The organism is Paenibacillus sp. FSL R10-2734 (assembly GCF_037963865.1).
Taxonomy (GTDB): Bacteria; Bacillota; Bacilli; order Paenibacillales; family Paenibacillaceae; genus Paenibacillus_AQ.
In genome coordinates this window covers 6,499,135-6,516,568 of sequence record NZ_CP150170.1, presented here as the reverse complement: position 1 = coordinate 6,516,568, position 17,434 = coordinate 6,499,135, and the positions used below count along the sequence as shown (strand labels likewise).

The window sequence follows — 17,434 nt, the reverse complement described above, 5'->3', positions numbered from 1 at the left end:
AATGTTGATTCTGCTATTTTTGGCTTTTCAAATCTTCTAAAGCGGTTTGAAGTGTGGGGAAGGTAAAGATAAAGCCTTGCTCTAATGCCGCCGATGGAAGGACACGTTGTCCTTTGAGGAGGATCTCGGACAATTCACCTACTGCTATTTTTAACAGGATAGCGGGCAGCGGGAACCAATGTGGTCGTTTGTACACTTTGCCGATCGTTCTACCGAACTCTTCGTTCGTAACCGGATGTGGAGCAGTGGCATTAACTGGTCCTGCTATCAAGGGATTCTGAATGCAAAAATCGATCAGACGAACGATATCTGTCAGGTGAATCCAGGAGACCCACTGGTTTCCCGTGCCGATGTTACCGCCAAAGCCCAGTAAATAGGGAAGATTCATCTTGGGGAAAGCACCGCTCTTATTGCCGAGCACAACCCCAGTACGCAACTTGATCACACGGATATTCTTGTATGCTTCATCTGATGCTTGTTCCCATGTCTTAACCACGTCAGAAGGGAAATCCATGACATGGGATGCTGATGATTCACTAAAGGTATCTTGTAAAGAAGTTCCGTAAATAGCTACAGCGGACGCTTGAATGACTACAGAAGGCTTATGATTCAAACGATCGAGTAGCTTTGCGGCTGAGGAAACGGTTGCAAGACGTGATTGCATAATCGCTTGCTTACCGCTTGGACTCCAACGTTGGCTAAGAGAAGCTCCAGCGAGATTGACCAAGGCATCCGCATTTTCCACGGGTGTTGAATCAGCGTTAAGGCTGTCCCAAGTGTGGTAACTCAGCTTAGGATGATATGACGCAGCTTTAGGTAGATTGCGACCGACGATTACAACTTCGTTTCCTGCCAGTAGCCAGTATTTTGTTAGTTCGCTGCCAATAAAACCGGTGCCGCCACATACCACATATTTCATAAGGTTGGCCTCCGTTCTGAACGCAACATTTGATACAATCACTTAAATAAATGCTGGTAAGCAGAGTAGTCGATTTTATTCTTTTCGAGAAAATTAACGAGGAAACGATTGTCACGTCGCGGTGTGGCGACTATGTAACCTTTAATGCAGTGATCACGAGTAACCTCTTTCGCATTGCTTTCTACTGCGATCTTACCGATCTCGGCAGCAATAGAATGTTTGGCGATATCGCGAAAAGGAGTAGGAACAGGCTGTACAAGCTGGTCCAAAAAAGCTTTTGATTCATCACTCCAGAGTGAACGGCTGCGTTCCACCCAGTAATTTTGCCAGTCTAGCTTTGATTTTCCATCGGCTTTAGGCAATACCTTTAGAAATTTTCGGAACATAAAAAAACCGCCGATACACATGGAACCCAGCAGCATAAATGTCCAGAAAGCGATAGAGTTCATGAACCAATTGCTCGGTGTTGCGGATAATAAACCAAGTCCTGATTGGATAGACATGCATACACCACCTTTTGGCAATGAGTATTCTCACAAAATTTAATCTCATATTAAAGTATAGCTTATTTCCAAAGTTTTGCGAAGCAGAACCCAGCATATTGACCTTGTCTAGATTTATTTTTCTGATCACGGTAGAATAGGGGGTAATTCGTGAAGGAAAGAGGGAAGAAGTATGCTGAAAATAGGTTCACATGTGTCTTGCTCGGACAAGGGTCTTTTGACCGCAGCAAATGAAGCAAATGAGTATGGTTCCAGCTCATTTATGATATATACAGGAGCGCCACAGAACACGCGCCGCAAGCCGATTGATGCCATGTATCCCGTTGAAGGGAAGCAAGCAATGAAAGAAAACGGTGTGGAGGAGATTGTCGTCCACGCACCTTACATTATTAATCTCGCTTCCTACAAGGAGAATACGTATCAGTTAGCCGTTGATTTCTTGCAAGAGGAAATTCGCCGTACGCATGCACTTGAGGTCAAGCATATCGTATTACATCCAGGTGCGTTCACTGATAAGGATGCTGAATATGGTATCCAGCGGATTGCTGATGGTCTAAATGAGGTTCTTGGGGGAACCAATGAAACGGAAGTTCATATCGCCCTAGAAACTATGGCTGGTAAGGGAACAGAGATCGGACGCAGCTTCGAGGAGATTGCTTCGATCATTAATAAGGTTGAACATAACGAGCGTTTGTCCGTATGTCTTGATACTTGTCACATTCATGATGCTGGCTATGATATCGTTAATGATTTGGATGGCGTTCTTAACAAGTTTGATGAGATTATTGGCTTGAATCGTCTTGGGGTCATCCACATCAATGACAGTAAAAATCCATGTGGAGCAGGTAAAGACCGTCATACTCCAATTGGTTCGGGTTGGATCGGTTTTGATACGATTAACAAAATCGTCCATCATGAGAAATTGGCAGGTCTGCCTTTCATTTTGGAGACACCATGGGTTGGCAAGGATGCGAAGAAACAGCGTCCGATGTATGAGGTGGAGATTGCTTTGCTTCGTGGTAACGTAGCTGAACGATTTGGACCGGAGTTTATAGAGGATGTTGAAAAACTGCGCGAGTTTTTTGCTAATAAGGAGATCGATTCCCGTCAATATGTGCTTAATGTCTGGGAGATACTGAAGAACGATGCCAAGGCTAAAAAAGCTGATCCACGTGAACCGTTGGAGCGTCTATATGATGAAGTCATCGCTGCCGAGCTATTCCCTGGGCTGAGCGAGGAAGCTATTAATCATCGCTTGATTGCATGGTTAGCTGGCAAGTAATTGCTCGTTCATGCTTAAGCTAGACTTCAGATTGCACATGTAGATGAGAGGATGGGATGAGGATCATGGAAGTACACGTAAAAAGAAACAATTCGTCAGGTGCCGAGTCATATTCCAACCGGGCGCGTATGCTCATTTCCTGTCCTGACGGACCGGGAATTGTGGCAGCTGTATCACACTTTCTGTATCAGCATGGTGCGAATATTGTGCAATCGGATCAGTATACGATGGATCCAGATGGCGGAATGTTCTTTATGAGAGTTGAGTTTGACCTGCCTGAATTAGGAGATCGTCTGGAAGAGATTCGCTCTCAGTTTGGCGGAGTGGCCGAGCGTTTTAAGATGAACTGGAAGATTTTTAATGTTCGTCATAAGAAAAAACTAGCAATATTTGTCTCTAAAGAAGACCACTGTCTTGTAGAGTTGCTTTGGCAGTGGCAAGCTGGCGATCTAGATGCCGACATTGCTCTCGTCGTTAGTAACCATTTGGACATGAAATCGTATGTCGAGTCCTTTGACATTCCTTTTCACCATATTCCAGTTACGGCGGATACTAAGGCTGAGGCGGAAAAACGTCAGCTTGAGGTCATCGGAGATGATATCGATGTTATTATTTTGGCACGATATATGCAAATTATTTCTCCGTCGTTTATTGAGCATTATCGCCACAAGATTATTAACATTCACCACTCCTTCCTGCCAGCCTTTATTGGCGGTAATCCCTACGCTCAAGCGTATCAGCGCGGAGTGAAAATTATCGGAGCAACTGCTCACTATGTTACAGAAGAGCTTGATGGTGGCCCGATTATTGAACAGGATGTGCAGCGGGTGAGCCACAGTGATGATGTTATCGAGCTGAAGCGAATTGGACGCACCATTGAGCGGATTGTTCTGGCTCGTGCGGTGAAATGGCATATCGAAGACCGGATCCTCGTCCATCAGAATAAGACTGTAGTATTTAAATAGAGGTTAACTTCCGGTGAAAGCTACGATGTAAGCCTGAGGGCTTTCACCGGAACCCAATAATCTAATAGTTCTCTAAATCTCTACAGGTAAAAAAGCATTTTACCAGCAGCTTGGCTATTTACGCCAAGTTGCTTTTTGTCGTTTCAAAAATTATGTGGTTAAGGAGGTGGAAAGTTTGGCTTTACAGCGCAGGCAATTGTTAAAACGTAACTATTTATTCGCAAGTCTTATTTTGATTACTGGAGTCGGCGGACTGCTGGGCTATGATCTTTATTTCAAGCCCTACGTACTATCGCGGACCGTGGTCAAAATTAAGGTGGTGGGCGGGGAGTTTCTTCCCAAAAACTATGAGCTGAAAGCAAGTGATGTGTATTTGGATTCTGTTCAGACCAAGGATATACCTTCTGGCGTAATTACAGAAATCTCACAGGTGGAGCATAAAATTACGAATGTAAATCTGACTAACGGAAGTATTTTGACGGCATCGCTCGTGGATGTTAGTGATTTAGAGCCCTTAGAGGATGAAGGGATCTTTCCTATACCGAAGGAGGCCATCTATGCCATCAATGGTTCACTGCGCAGCCGGGATAAGGTAGATATTTATCTTGTAGATGGAGACCGAGAGAAGAGGAGTGAATCGCTTAGCTCAAATAACAAGGAGGAAGGGGAAGAATTGAGCGTGCAAAGCTCACTTAGTGAACCTGCAAAAGAGGTGTTTTTATCTGGGATCACGGTGAACTATGTGCGAACAGAAGACAATAATGATGTGCTGGATTCAGAAAAGGGCAATAACAATAATCGGTTCACTTCGACTGGCAAGGTGGCGACACCGGAATTGAAGCTGAAGAAAAGTGATGGACAACGCCTCGGACAATTTTTGGAGCAGGGTAAGAAGCTGTGGATAGTACGGGTCGAGTAGGAGGGAAGAGCCTTGAAAATATTTAGTCTAGGCATAGACCAGTTAACCATTAATGATATCAAAAATGCAGGGTTTATTGTAATCACACAAAGTGTTCTTCCTGATCCATCTCATGTAGAGGACCATATGTTAATGGTTACTAGTGACCAGATCCAAGCTCAGTCACTTAGCGAACTGCGCCGGAATTATCCAAGATCAACGATCCTGTATGTATATTTGCAAAAGGGAATAAGTGGTTACCAAGCTGTACATATGTTGTGTGAAAGCTTAGGGATATATTTTATCCCTCCTCGTTCTACCTCGTCAGTGGTGATAGAGAAGATTCGTTTTATTTTAGACGAGGATGGTGAGGAGCGAAGGAATCTGGTTGGTTTTTTTGGCTCAGGACCGGGGATTGGCTGCACTAGTGTAGCAAAGCTGTTCGCAAGGCGGATTGCCGCGGCAGGCCTTCGTGTTATTGTCCTTGGACTTGATTTGTATGATCCCGGATTTGACTGTAAAACGATCATCAGTCTGGATAGGCTTCGATCAAGGCTTACAGGGAAGATGATTCATGATGAGGATTTTGAACAATTGATTAAGCAAGATGGTTATTTATATCTTCCAGGCAACTACGATTATTTGAGTGCACAAGATTATCAGGAGGATGAGATTGAATATTTTTTGGCTAGAGCTAGGGCGAATGCTGATGTGGTTATTGCTGACTTTGGCTCTATTCCGGAAAGCGCTGCGTGGTATGTCGGAATGCACAAATCAGCACTGCGCATGATCGTAACTCATCCAAAGCATGAATACAGACTCGAACCTTTACTAGAGCTTGCTGGGCATATGGATCTACGTCCACATGATTTTCAACTGATTATTAACCGCCGTAATGTGGAAGAAATATCTTCGCCTAAAAATCTAGCACTTCGCTTTGGGACTGAAATCTTGCTGGAGCTACCGTATTACCAGCCCTTGCAGGAAAGCTTACCACTAGGTAAAAGAGATCTGCAGCATGTGGATGATAAGGTACATTCTCTGCTCGTGTCGATGGGGTTGGCGCCAGAAGCTAAAAAGAAAGGTATATTCCTATGAACGAAAATCAAACGAATCGACTGTTGTTCTCTCTAAAGCAAAGTATCCTACGCATGAGCAAACCGGGCAAGGAAGACTTTTACGCATTTTTGCAAAAAATGAAAAACGATATGAACGAAGGGCTGGAACGTGAGGATGATGCCTACTTCGAGCTAAATGCGAAGGCGCTAATTGGCGATCCGCAGGCGGTTAGCTTTTTTATGAATGAGATTGAGAAGTACTTACGGAAAACACCTTTTACGGGCAAGGTACCAGAAGCATACCGAACGGCGGCAGAAGCGTTGTATCACGAGTGGAAAGGTTTCGGACCAGCGTATCGATGGTTTACTGATCGTGCATACAGTGAGTCAACTGGACTTCAGATGATCGGAAAGCAAATCTTTTATAACCATAAAGGTGAGTTCATAGCTTATCCGTACGAGATGCCTTCGCTAGATCGGGTTGAGCAGTTAAAGCGTTCCTTATTAAAAAGTGATCCCAACAAAAAGCTGAACAAGGACAACCCCTCGGTGGAGTTTAAAATGGATGATCCACTCTGGCCCGGTCGATTTATTAGACTTGCGATTTGGGTATCCCCGAGAGTATGGGATGGCTTCACTACAATATCGCTACGACGACAGGTTGTAGAGTTTCTAAGTCTAGAAGATCAGGCGGGTACGGAATGTATTCCAGTGGAAGCGGTTGAATTGATTCGGGCGTTATCATCCACCTTTCGTAACACCATTATTGCGGGTGCTGTAGGGTCGGGGAAAACAACTTTTGCAAATACGATCGTCGGCGAGCAATTGCTCGGATCCTCATCCTGTATGGGTGTGGTGATGATCGAGAAGCATCCGGAGTCGATTTTACCTTATCAGATTAAGGGGCACCGAATTATTCCGATACAGGCTGCGAACGAGGAGTTGATGGAGGTAGGGGTGGAGTCTCTGCGGCATGACCCAAACATTTTGTATATGACGGAGATGCGGTATAACGAATGGGAATTTTATTTGTGGAGTGGGGAGAAAGGGTATGACGGCATCACCGGAACCTTTCACACCGTAGATTCGGAGGATATTCCTTATCAAGGTGCTTTTGCCGTGTCGACAAGAATTGGCGGAAGTCTTAAGGGGCATTTGATCTCTGCACTGAAATCATGTGAGCTGGTGTTTATTTTGGAAAGTGTTCCGAACGGGAAGAAGCGGCTAACGCGAGTATCGGAAGTCTTTTATGAAGAGGAAAAGAACTCCGTATTTGCGAATGATCTGATGCGCTGGGAACCTCAGAAAAGGGGTTGGTCCTATAATGACAAGCTGACGAGGAACCTAATTCTGAAGATGACTAAGAAAAATGAGCAGGCGACACAGTTGCTCCAGAAAGAGCTGGGACGACTTGCAGCAGCAAAACCAATGGATCAGCCTATCAAAGAAAGCTTGAAATCAAAGATCGTTCTTAACGAGTGAGGAGGTGAACCCGTGGATTTATTATTGTATATTCTTCGTTTTGTCCTTCATTTGTTAATTGTGTGGGGAATGTGGCTGCTTATTAAACCTCTAATCGAACGACATTTACGGCAGGTTGGTCAGAAAGTAGATTTTCGGATCAAACATAAAATGAGTATTTTTGGAAAAAGAGTTAGCTCGGTTAGAAAAAGGCTGTGGCTCTACCGTCATCTAGATAATCTTCTATATTTCGTACACCGAAAGTATGAACCGGGCATTAGCGTTATGCGTTTTGTCATGCGTACAGCAATAGTGTTTATCGCGGTTTTTCTATCAGGACTACTGACGCTAAGTGAGCTTCCTGGGCGATTGAGCTTTAACAATCCTTTTCTGGAGGGGATCACCTTTAATGAAGAACACTCGATCCAGGGGGCTTGGAGATTTTCAATTTTTATGGCTGTGATTTCTGCAACGATTCCTTATTTTCGTATGAGATATATCTACGCGCAGAGGAAGGTGCATGGAAGCTATGATTTGCTCGATGTAGTCAAAATCTCCACCAAATTCACTCACTTGTCGGTAGATTCTATTCTCGATCGGACAGCGGATTTTCTTACGGATAAGAATGTGCTGAAGGCTCCTTTGAAGCTGCTAGGTGCCGCCTTTTCTAATTACAGTAATGAGAGGGAGCTTGTTGAGGAAGCTGGAAGATTCTCAAATGCGATTGGCACTACCTTCGCACTAGAGTTTATATCGGATCTGCTCTATGCCGAGAAGGAAGGAACCCGTTATTTAAAAAGCTCGCTGATGTTGTTAAACCGTTCTATGGAGCAACAGAGGGAAACTATTCTGACCGTAAAAGCGGGAAGTAGAGATGCGATCAGCCTTGGGTTATATGGGAATCTCTTGGTGCTGGTATCTACGGTTGGAACTTTTATGTATATGCTGAAGCCCGATATTTATTTCAAATTGCAGTTTGAGACTACGGTAGGACTTTCCTTTTTGATGGTGATTGTCTCTGGTCTTTTTATCTCTTTTGTGATCAGCACTATTCTTGCCAGACCTAAACTGGACTACCACTAAGGTGATGAGCTATGGACAGATTGTTACTATTAATTACTGTAATCGGGATTGTGTATGTCGCATTACTTGTCTTTGTAAGCAGTAGCAGTAAGCAGGAACGATATCTTGTTCGATTAGGACTAAGGTGGAATGAGCTAGGGGAACGCGTGCAGGGGGATAGACTTCAGCAATTATTGAATGATTCTGGTTTATCGATTTCGGCCCGTAAAATTACGCTTTTCCGTTACTCGGCAGCGCTGATTTATTTGATAACTCAAGTCGTCAGCGATTTCATTCGTTCCAATTCGTTTTCCATCTATGACTCACTAATTGCTCTACTAATTCTCGTAATCAGCAGTCCGATGCGTTATCTTCCCTTTGGCTGGGTGCTTGCATGGCTTCATCAAAAAACAGTTATTCAAAAAGACGGTGAGCTGATCTCTTTCATTCGTCTATACGAGAATAATCGGCTACGCAAGCGTGGATATGCGCAATTTGGTGCTTTTTGTGGGAGTACGGCTGGACATTTTCAATATATACGTCAGGACTTGTACGAGTTGTCAGAACGAGCAGTAGATGAGGGTGTAGAGGGGGCAATTGAATGGTTTTGTGCAAAGTTTCCGGATAACCATAGTTTTATTAATGACATCCGGTCCATTTTGCTGGCTACAGAAGGGATGGACGACGATACAGAAGCTGCGAATTATTTGCGTGAGCAAGGTAAGATTATCTCCAAAATCTCCAGTGATCAGTATTTGAAAAAGTGGTCTTTTATCGGTGATCTGTCTACGATCATTAATGTTATCCCGTCGATTGCTACTTTTCTGATGATTGTCGCGTTGGCGATGCAGTACATTTTGCTGATCAAAGGGAATTTTAATGGGGTCGGCATGTTCCAGTGAAAAATTGTATATTCAACATTATTTTGAAAATATAAAATAAAAGGGAGATATTAACAATGAAAAAGGACGCTATTTCTACAGGTTTGTTTATTGCTATCGGTTTTTTATGTGTGGCCATCGTAATTGCCGTTTTGATTCCAGTGGTGCGAGAGGTAATTGATGCTACGGATGATAACAAACCGGATATCCCGGGTGTAACCTTAATTCAGCCGCTGGATTCTAGCCAAACTGCAACTGCTCGGATTTTGACCCACACTTCGGTTTAACTCGGTTATGAAAAAAGACTCTATCTCCATTGCAATGTTTCTGGCCATTGGTTTTGTGATCGCAGGGATGTTTATCACAGTAGCTACGCATATCATTGGGAGCAGTCAGGACGACATCATCACACATACTAAGCAAGTAGAGCAATATTAGAAGGAGGCGTTTCTATTGAAGGAGACCGTCCTCCGGGCATTATTCATGTGGCTTGTCCTGTTTATTATGCTGCAGCCCATCTTCACCTATATTGATTATCTGCTAGATTTACAGGTCAAAGCTAATACGTCCTACATCACACAAAAAGCAGCAACGGAGGGGATGGTCACAGCGTCTATGCGGAGCGAGGTGATTTCAAATCTGAAGGCGATCGGATTCTCTGAGGGTTCCATAGAAATTACGAGTAGTACGGATACCGTTCAGGAGCGCAAACAACGAATTGATGTGTATATAACTGCGCCGCGGGTAAATTTGTTTCCGTATAACTTTTCGACGGTCTCGCAGCCGACCCGATATTACGGCCATGGGTCAATTATGAGTGAATATCTCGATTGATTAAGGGATGAGCCTAATTTATGGATTATATTATTAAGCTGGCATTTGTCCTACTGATCTTTATCTACTCCTGGTTCTTTCAGATCCAGAACCAGGAGTGGGACATGCTGCGCAACATGCTAAAAGACGCAAACAATATAGCAGTTCACGATGCCGCACAGGAATTAGATGAAACTGAACTCACACGAGGTCGCCTAATTATCGATCCCACGCTTGCTTACGATACTTTTCAGCATGCCTTGCAGGCGAATCTTGGACTTGATAATGGTCTTTCCCCTCAGGTGGGCAGCCGTTTTAAGAATCAAGTGAAGATCGTGAAGTTCGATATTGTTGATGATTCCGATGGAGTGACCTTCCCACTGTTATACGAGGATAGTGAATATGGCATTACCAAATACATAGAGGGTCCTTCGGTTGTTGCCGTCATTGAGACGGAACATCCGCTGCTGATCTCCAGATCCAAAACACAAGAGCCAATCAGAGTGCCTGCAGTGCAGGAGTATAAGTTCAATAAGTAGGAAAAATCCAATTGAGACTAAGGGGAGATTTGGGGATGAAGAAGAGAGTGGTAAAAGCGACTTTGGCAGCGACAATGTTATTTAGCGTGGTATTGGGACCGGGAGTGGTTGCAAATGCGGAAACGGTTACACCAGTAGTTACGGCTAAGCCAGCAGCTGCGGTGAAACCTACAGCAACCGTGAAACCTGTAGCAACACCAGCACCAGCGCCTATTATGAGGGATAACCTTAGTAAATTTGGGCTGAAGAAAGACTTGGAGTTGCCTGTTACTGTTACGGCGGGTGGGCTGAGTTACACTTTGGAAAAGATCATGATCTATGATGCACAGTCCAAAGATGCACAAACACTGATTAAGAAGTTCAATTATTCTGGAGAAGGGAAGTACTTTATTTGGACTAAAATTACAGTGGGAAATAATAGTGGGAATACAATTAAAAAAGATTATACGGATTTAAGTGAGAAATGGCGTTTAGGATTCGGTAACAAATTAGATGCGTATCCGACTATGCCAAGAAGCAAGGATACTTCTGTGAATGACAAGGAGGCTTTATGGGGTTGGAAATTAGCGCCGGGACAGAAAATGAATACCTACCAAGCCTATTACTATGATGGAGATTTTAAGTCTTTTGTTATTTGGGTAGACAACAAAAAATATTCGGCTACAAAATACATCGTAAACTCTCCAGAAGTTTAAGAGGTGATGGAGTTGCGGATGAAGAAAAATAAAAAAATCAGGATATTCTCAATTATTCTTATAATTTGTCTATTATTTTCACTAAACTTGATGCATTCAGCTCAAGCAGCAGAGCTGAAATCTGGATCAGTAAGTATACCTATTACAACTGGATTAACCGGATCAGGGAATGCAGCAAAAACTTTTTACTTAGTCCTGCCTAGTGGAGTAAACATCGCTGCAATTAAAGCAGGAACTTTTAAATATTCAGGTAATAACAGCTTAGTTGGAGCAATCAGCGTCGAGAATGGAAAAATAAAAGTTACTCTCAAAGGTAATGAAAAAGTTGAAACGTTTAATGTTACAGGAGTTGAGGGTAACGATCCTAAAAAAGTTTTTAAAAGTACGCCGGGTAACTCTATTTGGCGATATGCAGATGGGCGAAGATGGCAGATTAATGACTATAATCAAGATCGTGGAGTGAACACAAGCAAAAACGTAAACGCCACAGATTTTGGAACCCCATCAGATGCACCGCCAAAAACAACTGTTACCACAAAATCTGATCCAGTTAGTCCGAGTCAAGCAACATGGTTTAGAGACAATGTTAATACTATCCCATACAGCAATATTATTCAGTCTAGCATTAAGCTGGTACCAATGGCGCTTCAAGGGGACATAGGTAAAGTAGGTCAGAAAGATGGGAAATTCATTGTTACTTATCAAGTACCATCAGGGCAATATTCACCCGAAAATGTATCGGCTTCGTTTGATAAAGGGGTTTGGGTAATTGGGCGGCTATATTATATCATTTTGCCATACTACTTCACTGCCGAAGCGAAAATGACCTCATACAGCTACGGTGGTACTGTCAATTTTGATTATGCACTACCAGATCAAGTTACTTTGAATGCTTCAGCTACATTAACCCAACCCAACCCGAATCCTGCGAAGATGACTGGTGACAAAGTTGTGGTAAAAATTAGTGTTAAAGGAGAATTACTAGCCTATACAGACAGTTCTAATATTTCTGAATGGGCATTTTATGCAAGAGAGAAAGAAATAGCTGTTGCGGATATGAAGAAAGAATATTCAAAAGTTCTTACTGCGGGTAAAGACTTTGATTTTGATATCCCAGCATCCCAATTGGTGGGAAAAGATAATTATAAACAAGACTATGTTTTAAAGGTTGTTGTACGGTTCAAAAATCCAGTACAAACAAAAGCAGGACCTATTTCATCATTAGAGGCAGGACCTGAAATTTCAGCTGGAGTGTATAAGAAAGATCCTCCTAGCGATCTTTTCCCTCCTACCACAAACCCGCCAACTAAACCAGAAGGTAAACCGCCCATCGCACGGATCAGCGCCCCTAAATATATCAAAGCCGGAGACGACATGATGGTGTACGGAGGAGCTTCCTCTGATCCGGACGGTTATATCACGGATTATGCCTGGGGTACACAAGGAGCACAGGGTGGGATCGGTAATACTTCACGAGGATACATATGGTATACAAGAGATGATGTAGGGCAGACGTTCCCAATTGGTCTCACTGTAGTTGACAACGATGGTCAGATTGGGAGTACAAGTACAGAAGTAACAGTGATTGAACCTATCCCAGCTGCTGGTTTAAATATTTCTGGTACGCTAAAACAAAATCGGAAAACGACGCTCACGAATTCTAGCCAAAGTCCTACTCGTTTTCCGCTGATCCCAGCGAAAACTCAAGTCTCGATCAGTGCTGTTTCTGGTGGTTCGAATGCAGATATTAAATATAGTGGTACGTTAGCTGAGTTTCAGAGTAAGGATATTCTTTTTAAGAATCCAGGGACATATAAAGCTACGATTTATGTTGAAAACACGTTAGGTTATGCTGCGAGTAGTGAACTTATTTTTGATATTGCTTCCGATGAGTTGCCTTTCGCTTACTTTGCTGTACCGGGAAAAGTATACCGTGATCCCAGCAATGGAAATAAGGCAATGGTTTCAATAGATGATATGTCTTTTACTAAGGATAAAGATCCACTCATCCGTCGGATTTGGGAATATCGTTACGATTCAGATAACAACGGATCTTTTGCAGATGAGAGTTGGGTTCGGTTTAACGAAGAGAATCGCACTCGTCTGAATTTGGAGCTATATCAAGTCGGTAAATATGAAATTCGTCTTACAGTTCTCGAAGAATTTGGACAACCCACCATTGAAGAGTTTGTAAGTGAAGATGACAGAAGATCGATAAATTCTGATAGCACACAAAATCTCCTTGAACGGATTGTAGAGGTGGAGAATCGAGCACCAGAGGTAGATTGGGATCTATAAGTGAAGAACGGAGGATCTGCTTGTGAAACATTATTTTAGGATAAGCTTCATTATATATTTCCTATTAATCTTTACAATATTGCCAATCTTACCTCGACCATTATTAGAGAGAGTAGGAATAAGTGCAACAGTTCAGGCAGCTGATGATGATAACATTATTCACTATAGGGATATCAACTTTAATAGTGGGTTTGGAACACATGCGATGGCCAATACAATTAATATTTATTTTCCAGCAATTAAAGTAACTAATATCTCCTACAATAAAACGACTAAGCAACTCTTATACGACATAGCACCTGGTGGGTCTCCTATGCACATTGATATTAATTTAAATGGAAGAAGACCTCCAGGCCAGTCCCGGTTATGGGACCAAAAACTTACAGTGCAGATGTGTGGCTCTGCCTATACACAACAGGGCTATGACCGGGAAAAAGGTAGCCTAAATGGACGAGATGAGCAATGGTCCTGTACAGCAGATTATTTTCAACAATACTATAGTCATAATTGGAGTACTGAATGGGGTACCCTCTATAATATTGGTCTTGATTCGCGTGACCAACGAAGTCTAGATTTTGACCTTTCTACTATAAGAGATGCAATGAAAGTTACTCAGCCTTACGAATTTCAACAAGGATACAACTGGTTTGGTCCGAGTAATTATGACGATTATATAAATGATCCTGAACTTTTTCGTATAAGGATTGTTGCACATTCGGGCTGGTATAGAACAGATTTGGGTCCAGAGGATGGCCCCTTTCGTGTAAGTTATGAACCGGCGGGCTATACTCCTTACATGACTGAAGTTGCTAGACTAATTCCTAATCATCCCCCAACAATCTCTGTGGGGACACCAAACGGAATAACTTTGGTCAATGCTACCGATTTGAGTGGTATTAATATTGAAGGATATGTAAGTGATCCAGATAACGAAGATGTGACGGTTACTGCAGAAATTCCTAATGTATTTTATAAGAAAACTACAGTATATCAAGCGCAATTGTCAAAACCATTTTATATCCCAATAGACGCAATTGACGATGCTTTGTCACCCGGGTCTTATAGTATGACAATTACAGCATCTGATCCTTCGGGGATGAAACAATCAAAGAATTTAACTATAAATGTAAAACAGCAGATGAGGAATAAGTCATTTATCCTTATCAACACCCCTGTTGAAACGAGAACTAAATTCTTTGACTCTGAAGGAGATTCTAAATCCGCAGAACGTTTCAGATATGATCATGATCCTTATTTTTATGATAACTCTATGGGGATTATTGGAGATTCAGGATTATGGAGAACATCTACTTATCTTTCATTCCCCTACAGTGGGGTATATACAGCGACCTTTCAGGGTCGAGATAATCCAAAAAATGATGACCGGTTTGATATTTATCGGAAATGGAGCCGCGATAATTTATCCTCCATGACTTTTCATGTGCATCGAAAGCCGATAGCTTTATTCAGTGCCAAAATAGTGGGTGGATATCTTCAACTCACGGATAGCTCCTACGATTTGGACCATATTACTGCTTCCAATAAAGGGCTTGTGGATTGGCAATGGCAGTATAAGAAAACAGAAGCTTCGATATGGAATGATGGCCGGCCGCCTAATCCGTTGCCAAGTAATGATCAATATGATATTCGGTTAAGGGTAAGGGATATGGATGGTGAAAATGGGTTAGGCATATGGAGTGATTGGTGCCAGAGGACAGTAGGAGCCGCTGCTAATTTACCTCCAGTAGCGTTATTCACGGTTGAGCCTAATATAGTTTCTTATCGTAAGGCTACATCAATAGTAGATAAGTCTTTTGATCCGGATAATGATCCATTGGATGTGTATTACTGGACTGTAATCAAGGATGGTTGGAATAAGGTATGGGAGCATTGGGGTGGAGCGACAACACCGCCGAATATCGCCACATTTGGACTAGGAAGTTATCAAATTAATCTACAAGTACATGATAATCGTGGTTTATGGTCGGAGTGGTACAGTCAAAGTGTTCAAGTTATCAACCATCCACCAGCAGCTGCTTTTAATATGCCATCTGAAGTATATCGAGATACGCTCATTACGATGCAAAATATGACACCTGATCCAGATGAAGATGGAGATTCGCTGTCTTACGCCTGGTACGCTAGACTTAATAGCAGCCCTTATTATTATGCGGGTAGCAATCGCAATCAATCCATGACAATCAGGGATTTAATTGCAAGGAGTGGAGTTTCACCACAACAAGCGATATCTGATGGATGGGAAATGCGACTTAATGTTACAGATATACCAGTAGGCTCGAATGTCACAGCACTGACTTCGTATGCTACACGTATGTTTACTGTTAAAAACCATATTCCAACAGCAGGAATTAATGGACTAAGCAGTGTTTATCAGTATGATACTATAACATACTATGGGGTGGATTCTGATGATGATCCATCTGATATCAGTAGTTTGCAGTATTACTGGAAAGTTACAGATAGTGATGGTGTAACTGAAATGTATCGAACTCCTAATATCAAGATTGATTTTCCTGAGTCTGGGATTTACACATTAGAACACTGGGTTGTGGACCAGATCGGTGCTAAATCAAACATAGCTACCCTGAAGGTAAATGTAGATAAGAATCTGCCTCCAACCTTAACTCTCACAACTCCTGCTGGAACCGCAACTAATCCGTCGGTAATAGATGCGGAGTTACAAGGAGATCCACTCATTAAGTGGACGTATACAGATCCTGAAAATGATCCACAGGAAAAGTATAGATTGGAGTTTTATGCAAAAGATGGACTCTTGGCTAAATCAATTGAAAACCCAGACACCTCAGGATTGCTGCGCCAGTATCAACTCCCTAACTATACATTTAATAGGTTTGAATATTTCACCGTCTATGGACGCGCCTTTTCAAAATTATCTTGGTCAGAAATATCTAACGAAAAAACATTCATTATCGATAATCCGCCGCAGCCAGGATTCACCTTAATTACCGATACTGGTAAAGATGCGACAAAGGTACCGGTCTACCGGACAGACGTTCTGAACATTAAGAGTAACGCAACTGATCCGGACGAACCAAAGAGAGACAGCCTCAGCTATCAGTATTTCTTAAAACCAACAAGTGGTGCAGAAGCCCTTGCAAGCGTCCAAAGGGACTTCACAAAGCAATTCACATCTAACGGCATATTCACCTTTAAACAACTCGTGACAGATTCACTGGGTCTGTACCGCGAGCTTTCCCAGAGCATCACAGTAGTCAACCGGATACCGACGGCTACAATTACGTATCCAACTAGTATTGATCCATCTAAGCCTACAATTGCAAGCACACTCACCCCAATCCTCAAATGGGATTATCAAGATGAGGATGACGATCAGCAGCAGCGTTATAAAGTTCAGATTATAAGTTTAGCCACAGGAGCGATCAAAGTTCAATCTGGTGAGCAAGTATCGAGCGCTAAGCAATGGCAGGTACCAGCTGGTTCACTAATCGAGAACGAGAAGTATGCCGTCGAGGTTGAAGTTTTTGATGGGTTCAGCTGGAGCAATATTTCTCCTCGGAAATATCTCATGGTGAATCTACTGAGTATTAAAGGTGGGGTTAAGCACACCGAAGAGTGGAACAACAACCGTAAAGGCTACAATCTGAAAAAGAGCGGTAATGAGGAAAGCCCAAGAGGTTACAACGTATTTTGGGCAGGAGAACGTTTTGTTCTGCAAGGCACTGCAACGGGTCTTCCAGATACTGTGCAAGTAACCATGAACGGTGGGTTCAGTACGGAGCTTAGCCCAACCAACGACGATAAAACCTTCTGGACAGGTGAAATGTATGACAGCTCTTTTGAAAAGCTTCCGGACGGTCCGGTTACATTTACTTTTACAGCTCAGAACGAGTACAACACCAAAACGGATACCGTTACAGTCGTTATATCATCGGATTGGTCGGAGTATTTCCGAAGTCATCGAATTAAGTAGAGTAGGACTCTATATTACTTACCCTATCAATTTCTTTGCGTGGCTTCCCGGTATCATGTTAATGTTGAAGCACTGTATCAAACGTTC

At 42.6% G+C, this 17,434-nt stretch carries 16 protein-coding genes; 14 read left to right on the top strand and 2 right to left on the bottom strand.

Annotation, left to right across the window (positions count from 1 at the left end):
• Window positions 1-13 precede the first annotated feature (13 nt).
• Both NSS67_RS28210 and NSS67_RS28205 read right to left on the bottom strand, forming a co-directional pair.
• Window positions 14-919 carry a TIGR01777 family oxidoreductase gene (locus NSS67_RS28210; protein ID WP_339317057.1) on the bottom strand — a complete coding sequence of 302 codons (906 nt, stop codon included), beginning with the start codon at window positions 917-919 and terminating at the stop codon, window positions 14-16.
• Between the two features lie 38 nt (window positions 920-957).
• Window positions 958-1,422, bottom strand: coding sequence for a DUF2621 domain-containing protein (locus NSS67_RS28205; protein ID WP_339317056.1), 465 nt, complete (start codon window positions 1,420-1,422; stop codon window positions 958-960).
• Window positions 1,423-1,594: 172 nt separating this feature from the next.
• Between NSS67_RS28205 and NSS67_RS28200 the strand changes: the two genes are divergently transcribed.
• The 14 genes from NSS67_RS28200 (at window position 1,595) to NSS67_RS28135 (ending at window position 17,347) form a co-directional block, all read left to right on the top strand.
• Window positions 1,595-2,704: a deoxyribonuclease IV gene (locus NSS67_RS28200; protein WP_339317055.1), complete on the top strand. Its 1,110-nt coding sequence runs from the start codon at window positions 1,595-1,597 to the stop codon at window positions 2,702-2,704.
• A gap of 65 nt (window positions 2,705-2,769) precedes the next feature.
• On the top strand, window positions 2,770-3,669 hold the full coding sequence (gene purU / locus NSS67_RS28195) for a formyltetrahydrofolate deformylase (RefSeq protein WP_339317054.1): 900 nt from the start codon (window positions 2,770-2,772) through the stop codon (window positions 3,667-3,669).
• Between the two features lie 175 nt (window positions 3,670-3,844).
• Window positions 3,845-4,588 (top strand): SAF domain-containing protein, encoded by a 744-nt coding sequence (locus NSS67_RS28190; protein ID WP_339317053.1) that lies wholly within the window; start codon window positions 3,845-3,847, stop codon window positions 4,586-4,588.
• A 12-nt stretch (window positions 4,589-4,600) separates the two neighbouring features.
• The gene (locus NSS67_RS28185) at window positions 4,601-5,665 is read left to right on the top strand and encodes a hypothetical protein (protein ID WP_339317051.1); all 1,065 of its coding nucleotides are present in this window, start codon (window positions 4,601-4,603) and stop codon (window positions 5,663-5,665) included.
• A complete protein-coding gene (locus NSS67_RS28180; protein ID WP_339317050.1) occupies window positions 5,662-7,107 on the top strand; it encodes an ATPase, T2SS/T4P/T4SS family in 1,446 nt (481 codons plus the stop codon). Before NSS67_RS28185 ends, NSS67_RS28180 begins: the two co-directional genes overlap by 4 nt.
• Before the next feature lie 12 nt (window positions 7,108-7,119).
• Entirely contained in the window at window positions 7,120-8,169 is a 1,050-nt protein-coding gene (locus tag NSS67_RS28175) for a hypothetical protein (RefSeq protein WP_339317049.1), read from the top strand.
• A gap of 11 nt (window positions 8,170-8,180) precedes the next feature.
• Window positions 8,181-9,050, top strand: coding sequence for a hypothetical protein (locus NSS67_RS28170; RefSeq protein WP_339317048.1), 870 nt, complete (start codon window positions 8,181-8,183; stop codon window positions 9,048-9,050).
• Between the two features lie 56 nt (window positions 9,051-9,106).
• Window positions 9,107-9,316: a hypothetical protein gene (locus NSS67_RS28165; protein WP_339317047.1), complete on the top strand. Its 210-nt coding sequence runs from the start codon at window positions 9,107-9,109 to the stop codon at window positions 9,314-9,316.
• A 7-nt stretch (window positions 9,317-9,323) separates the two neighbouring features.
• Window positions 9,324-9,467 (top strand): hypothetical protein, encoded by a 144-nt coding sequence (locus tag NSS67_RS28160; RefSeq protein WP_156113062.1) that lies wholly within the window; start codon window positions 9,324-9,326, stop codon window positions 9,465-9,467.
• Between the two features lie 15 nt (window positions 9,468-9,482).
• A complete protein-coding gene (locus tag NSS67_RS28155; RefSeq protein WP_339317046.1) occupies window positions 9,483-9,863 on the top strand; it encodes a hypothetical protein in 381 nt (126 codons plus the stop codon).
• Window positions 9,864-9,883: 20 nt separating this feature from the next.
• Window positions 9,884-10,381, top strand: a complete 498-nt coding sequence (locus NSS67_RS28150; protein ID WP_339317045.1) for a hypothetical protein — start codon at window positions 9,884-9,886, stop codon at window positions 10,379-10,381.
• 35 nt (window positions 10,382-10,416) lie between these two features.
• Complete coding sequence (locus tag NSS67_RS28145) at window positions 10,417-11,076, top strand: hypothetical protein (RefSeq protein ID WP_339317044.1); 660 nt, start codon at window positions 10,417-10,419, stop codon at window positions 11,074-11,076.
• Window positions 11,077-11,094: 18 nt separating this feature from the next.
• On the top strand, window positions 11,095-13,374 hold the full coding sequence (locus tag NSS67_RS28140) for a hypothetical protein (RefSeq protein WP_339317043.1): 2,280 nt from the start codon (window positions 11,095-11,097) through the stop codon (window positions 13,372-13,374).
• Between the two features lie 22 nt (window positions 13,375-13,396).
• Complete coding sequence (locus NSS67_RS28135; RefSeq protein ID WP_339317042.1) at window positions 13,397-17,347, top strand: hypothetical protein; 3,951 nt, start codon at window positions 13,397-13,399, stop codon at window positions 17,345-17,347.
• Window positions 17,348-17,434: the final 87 nt, after the last annotated feature.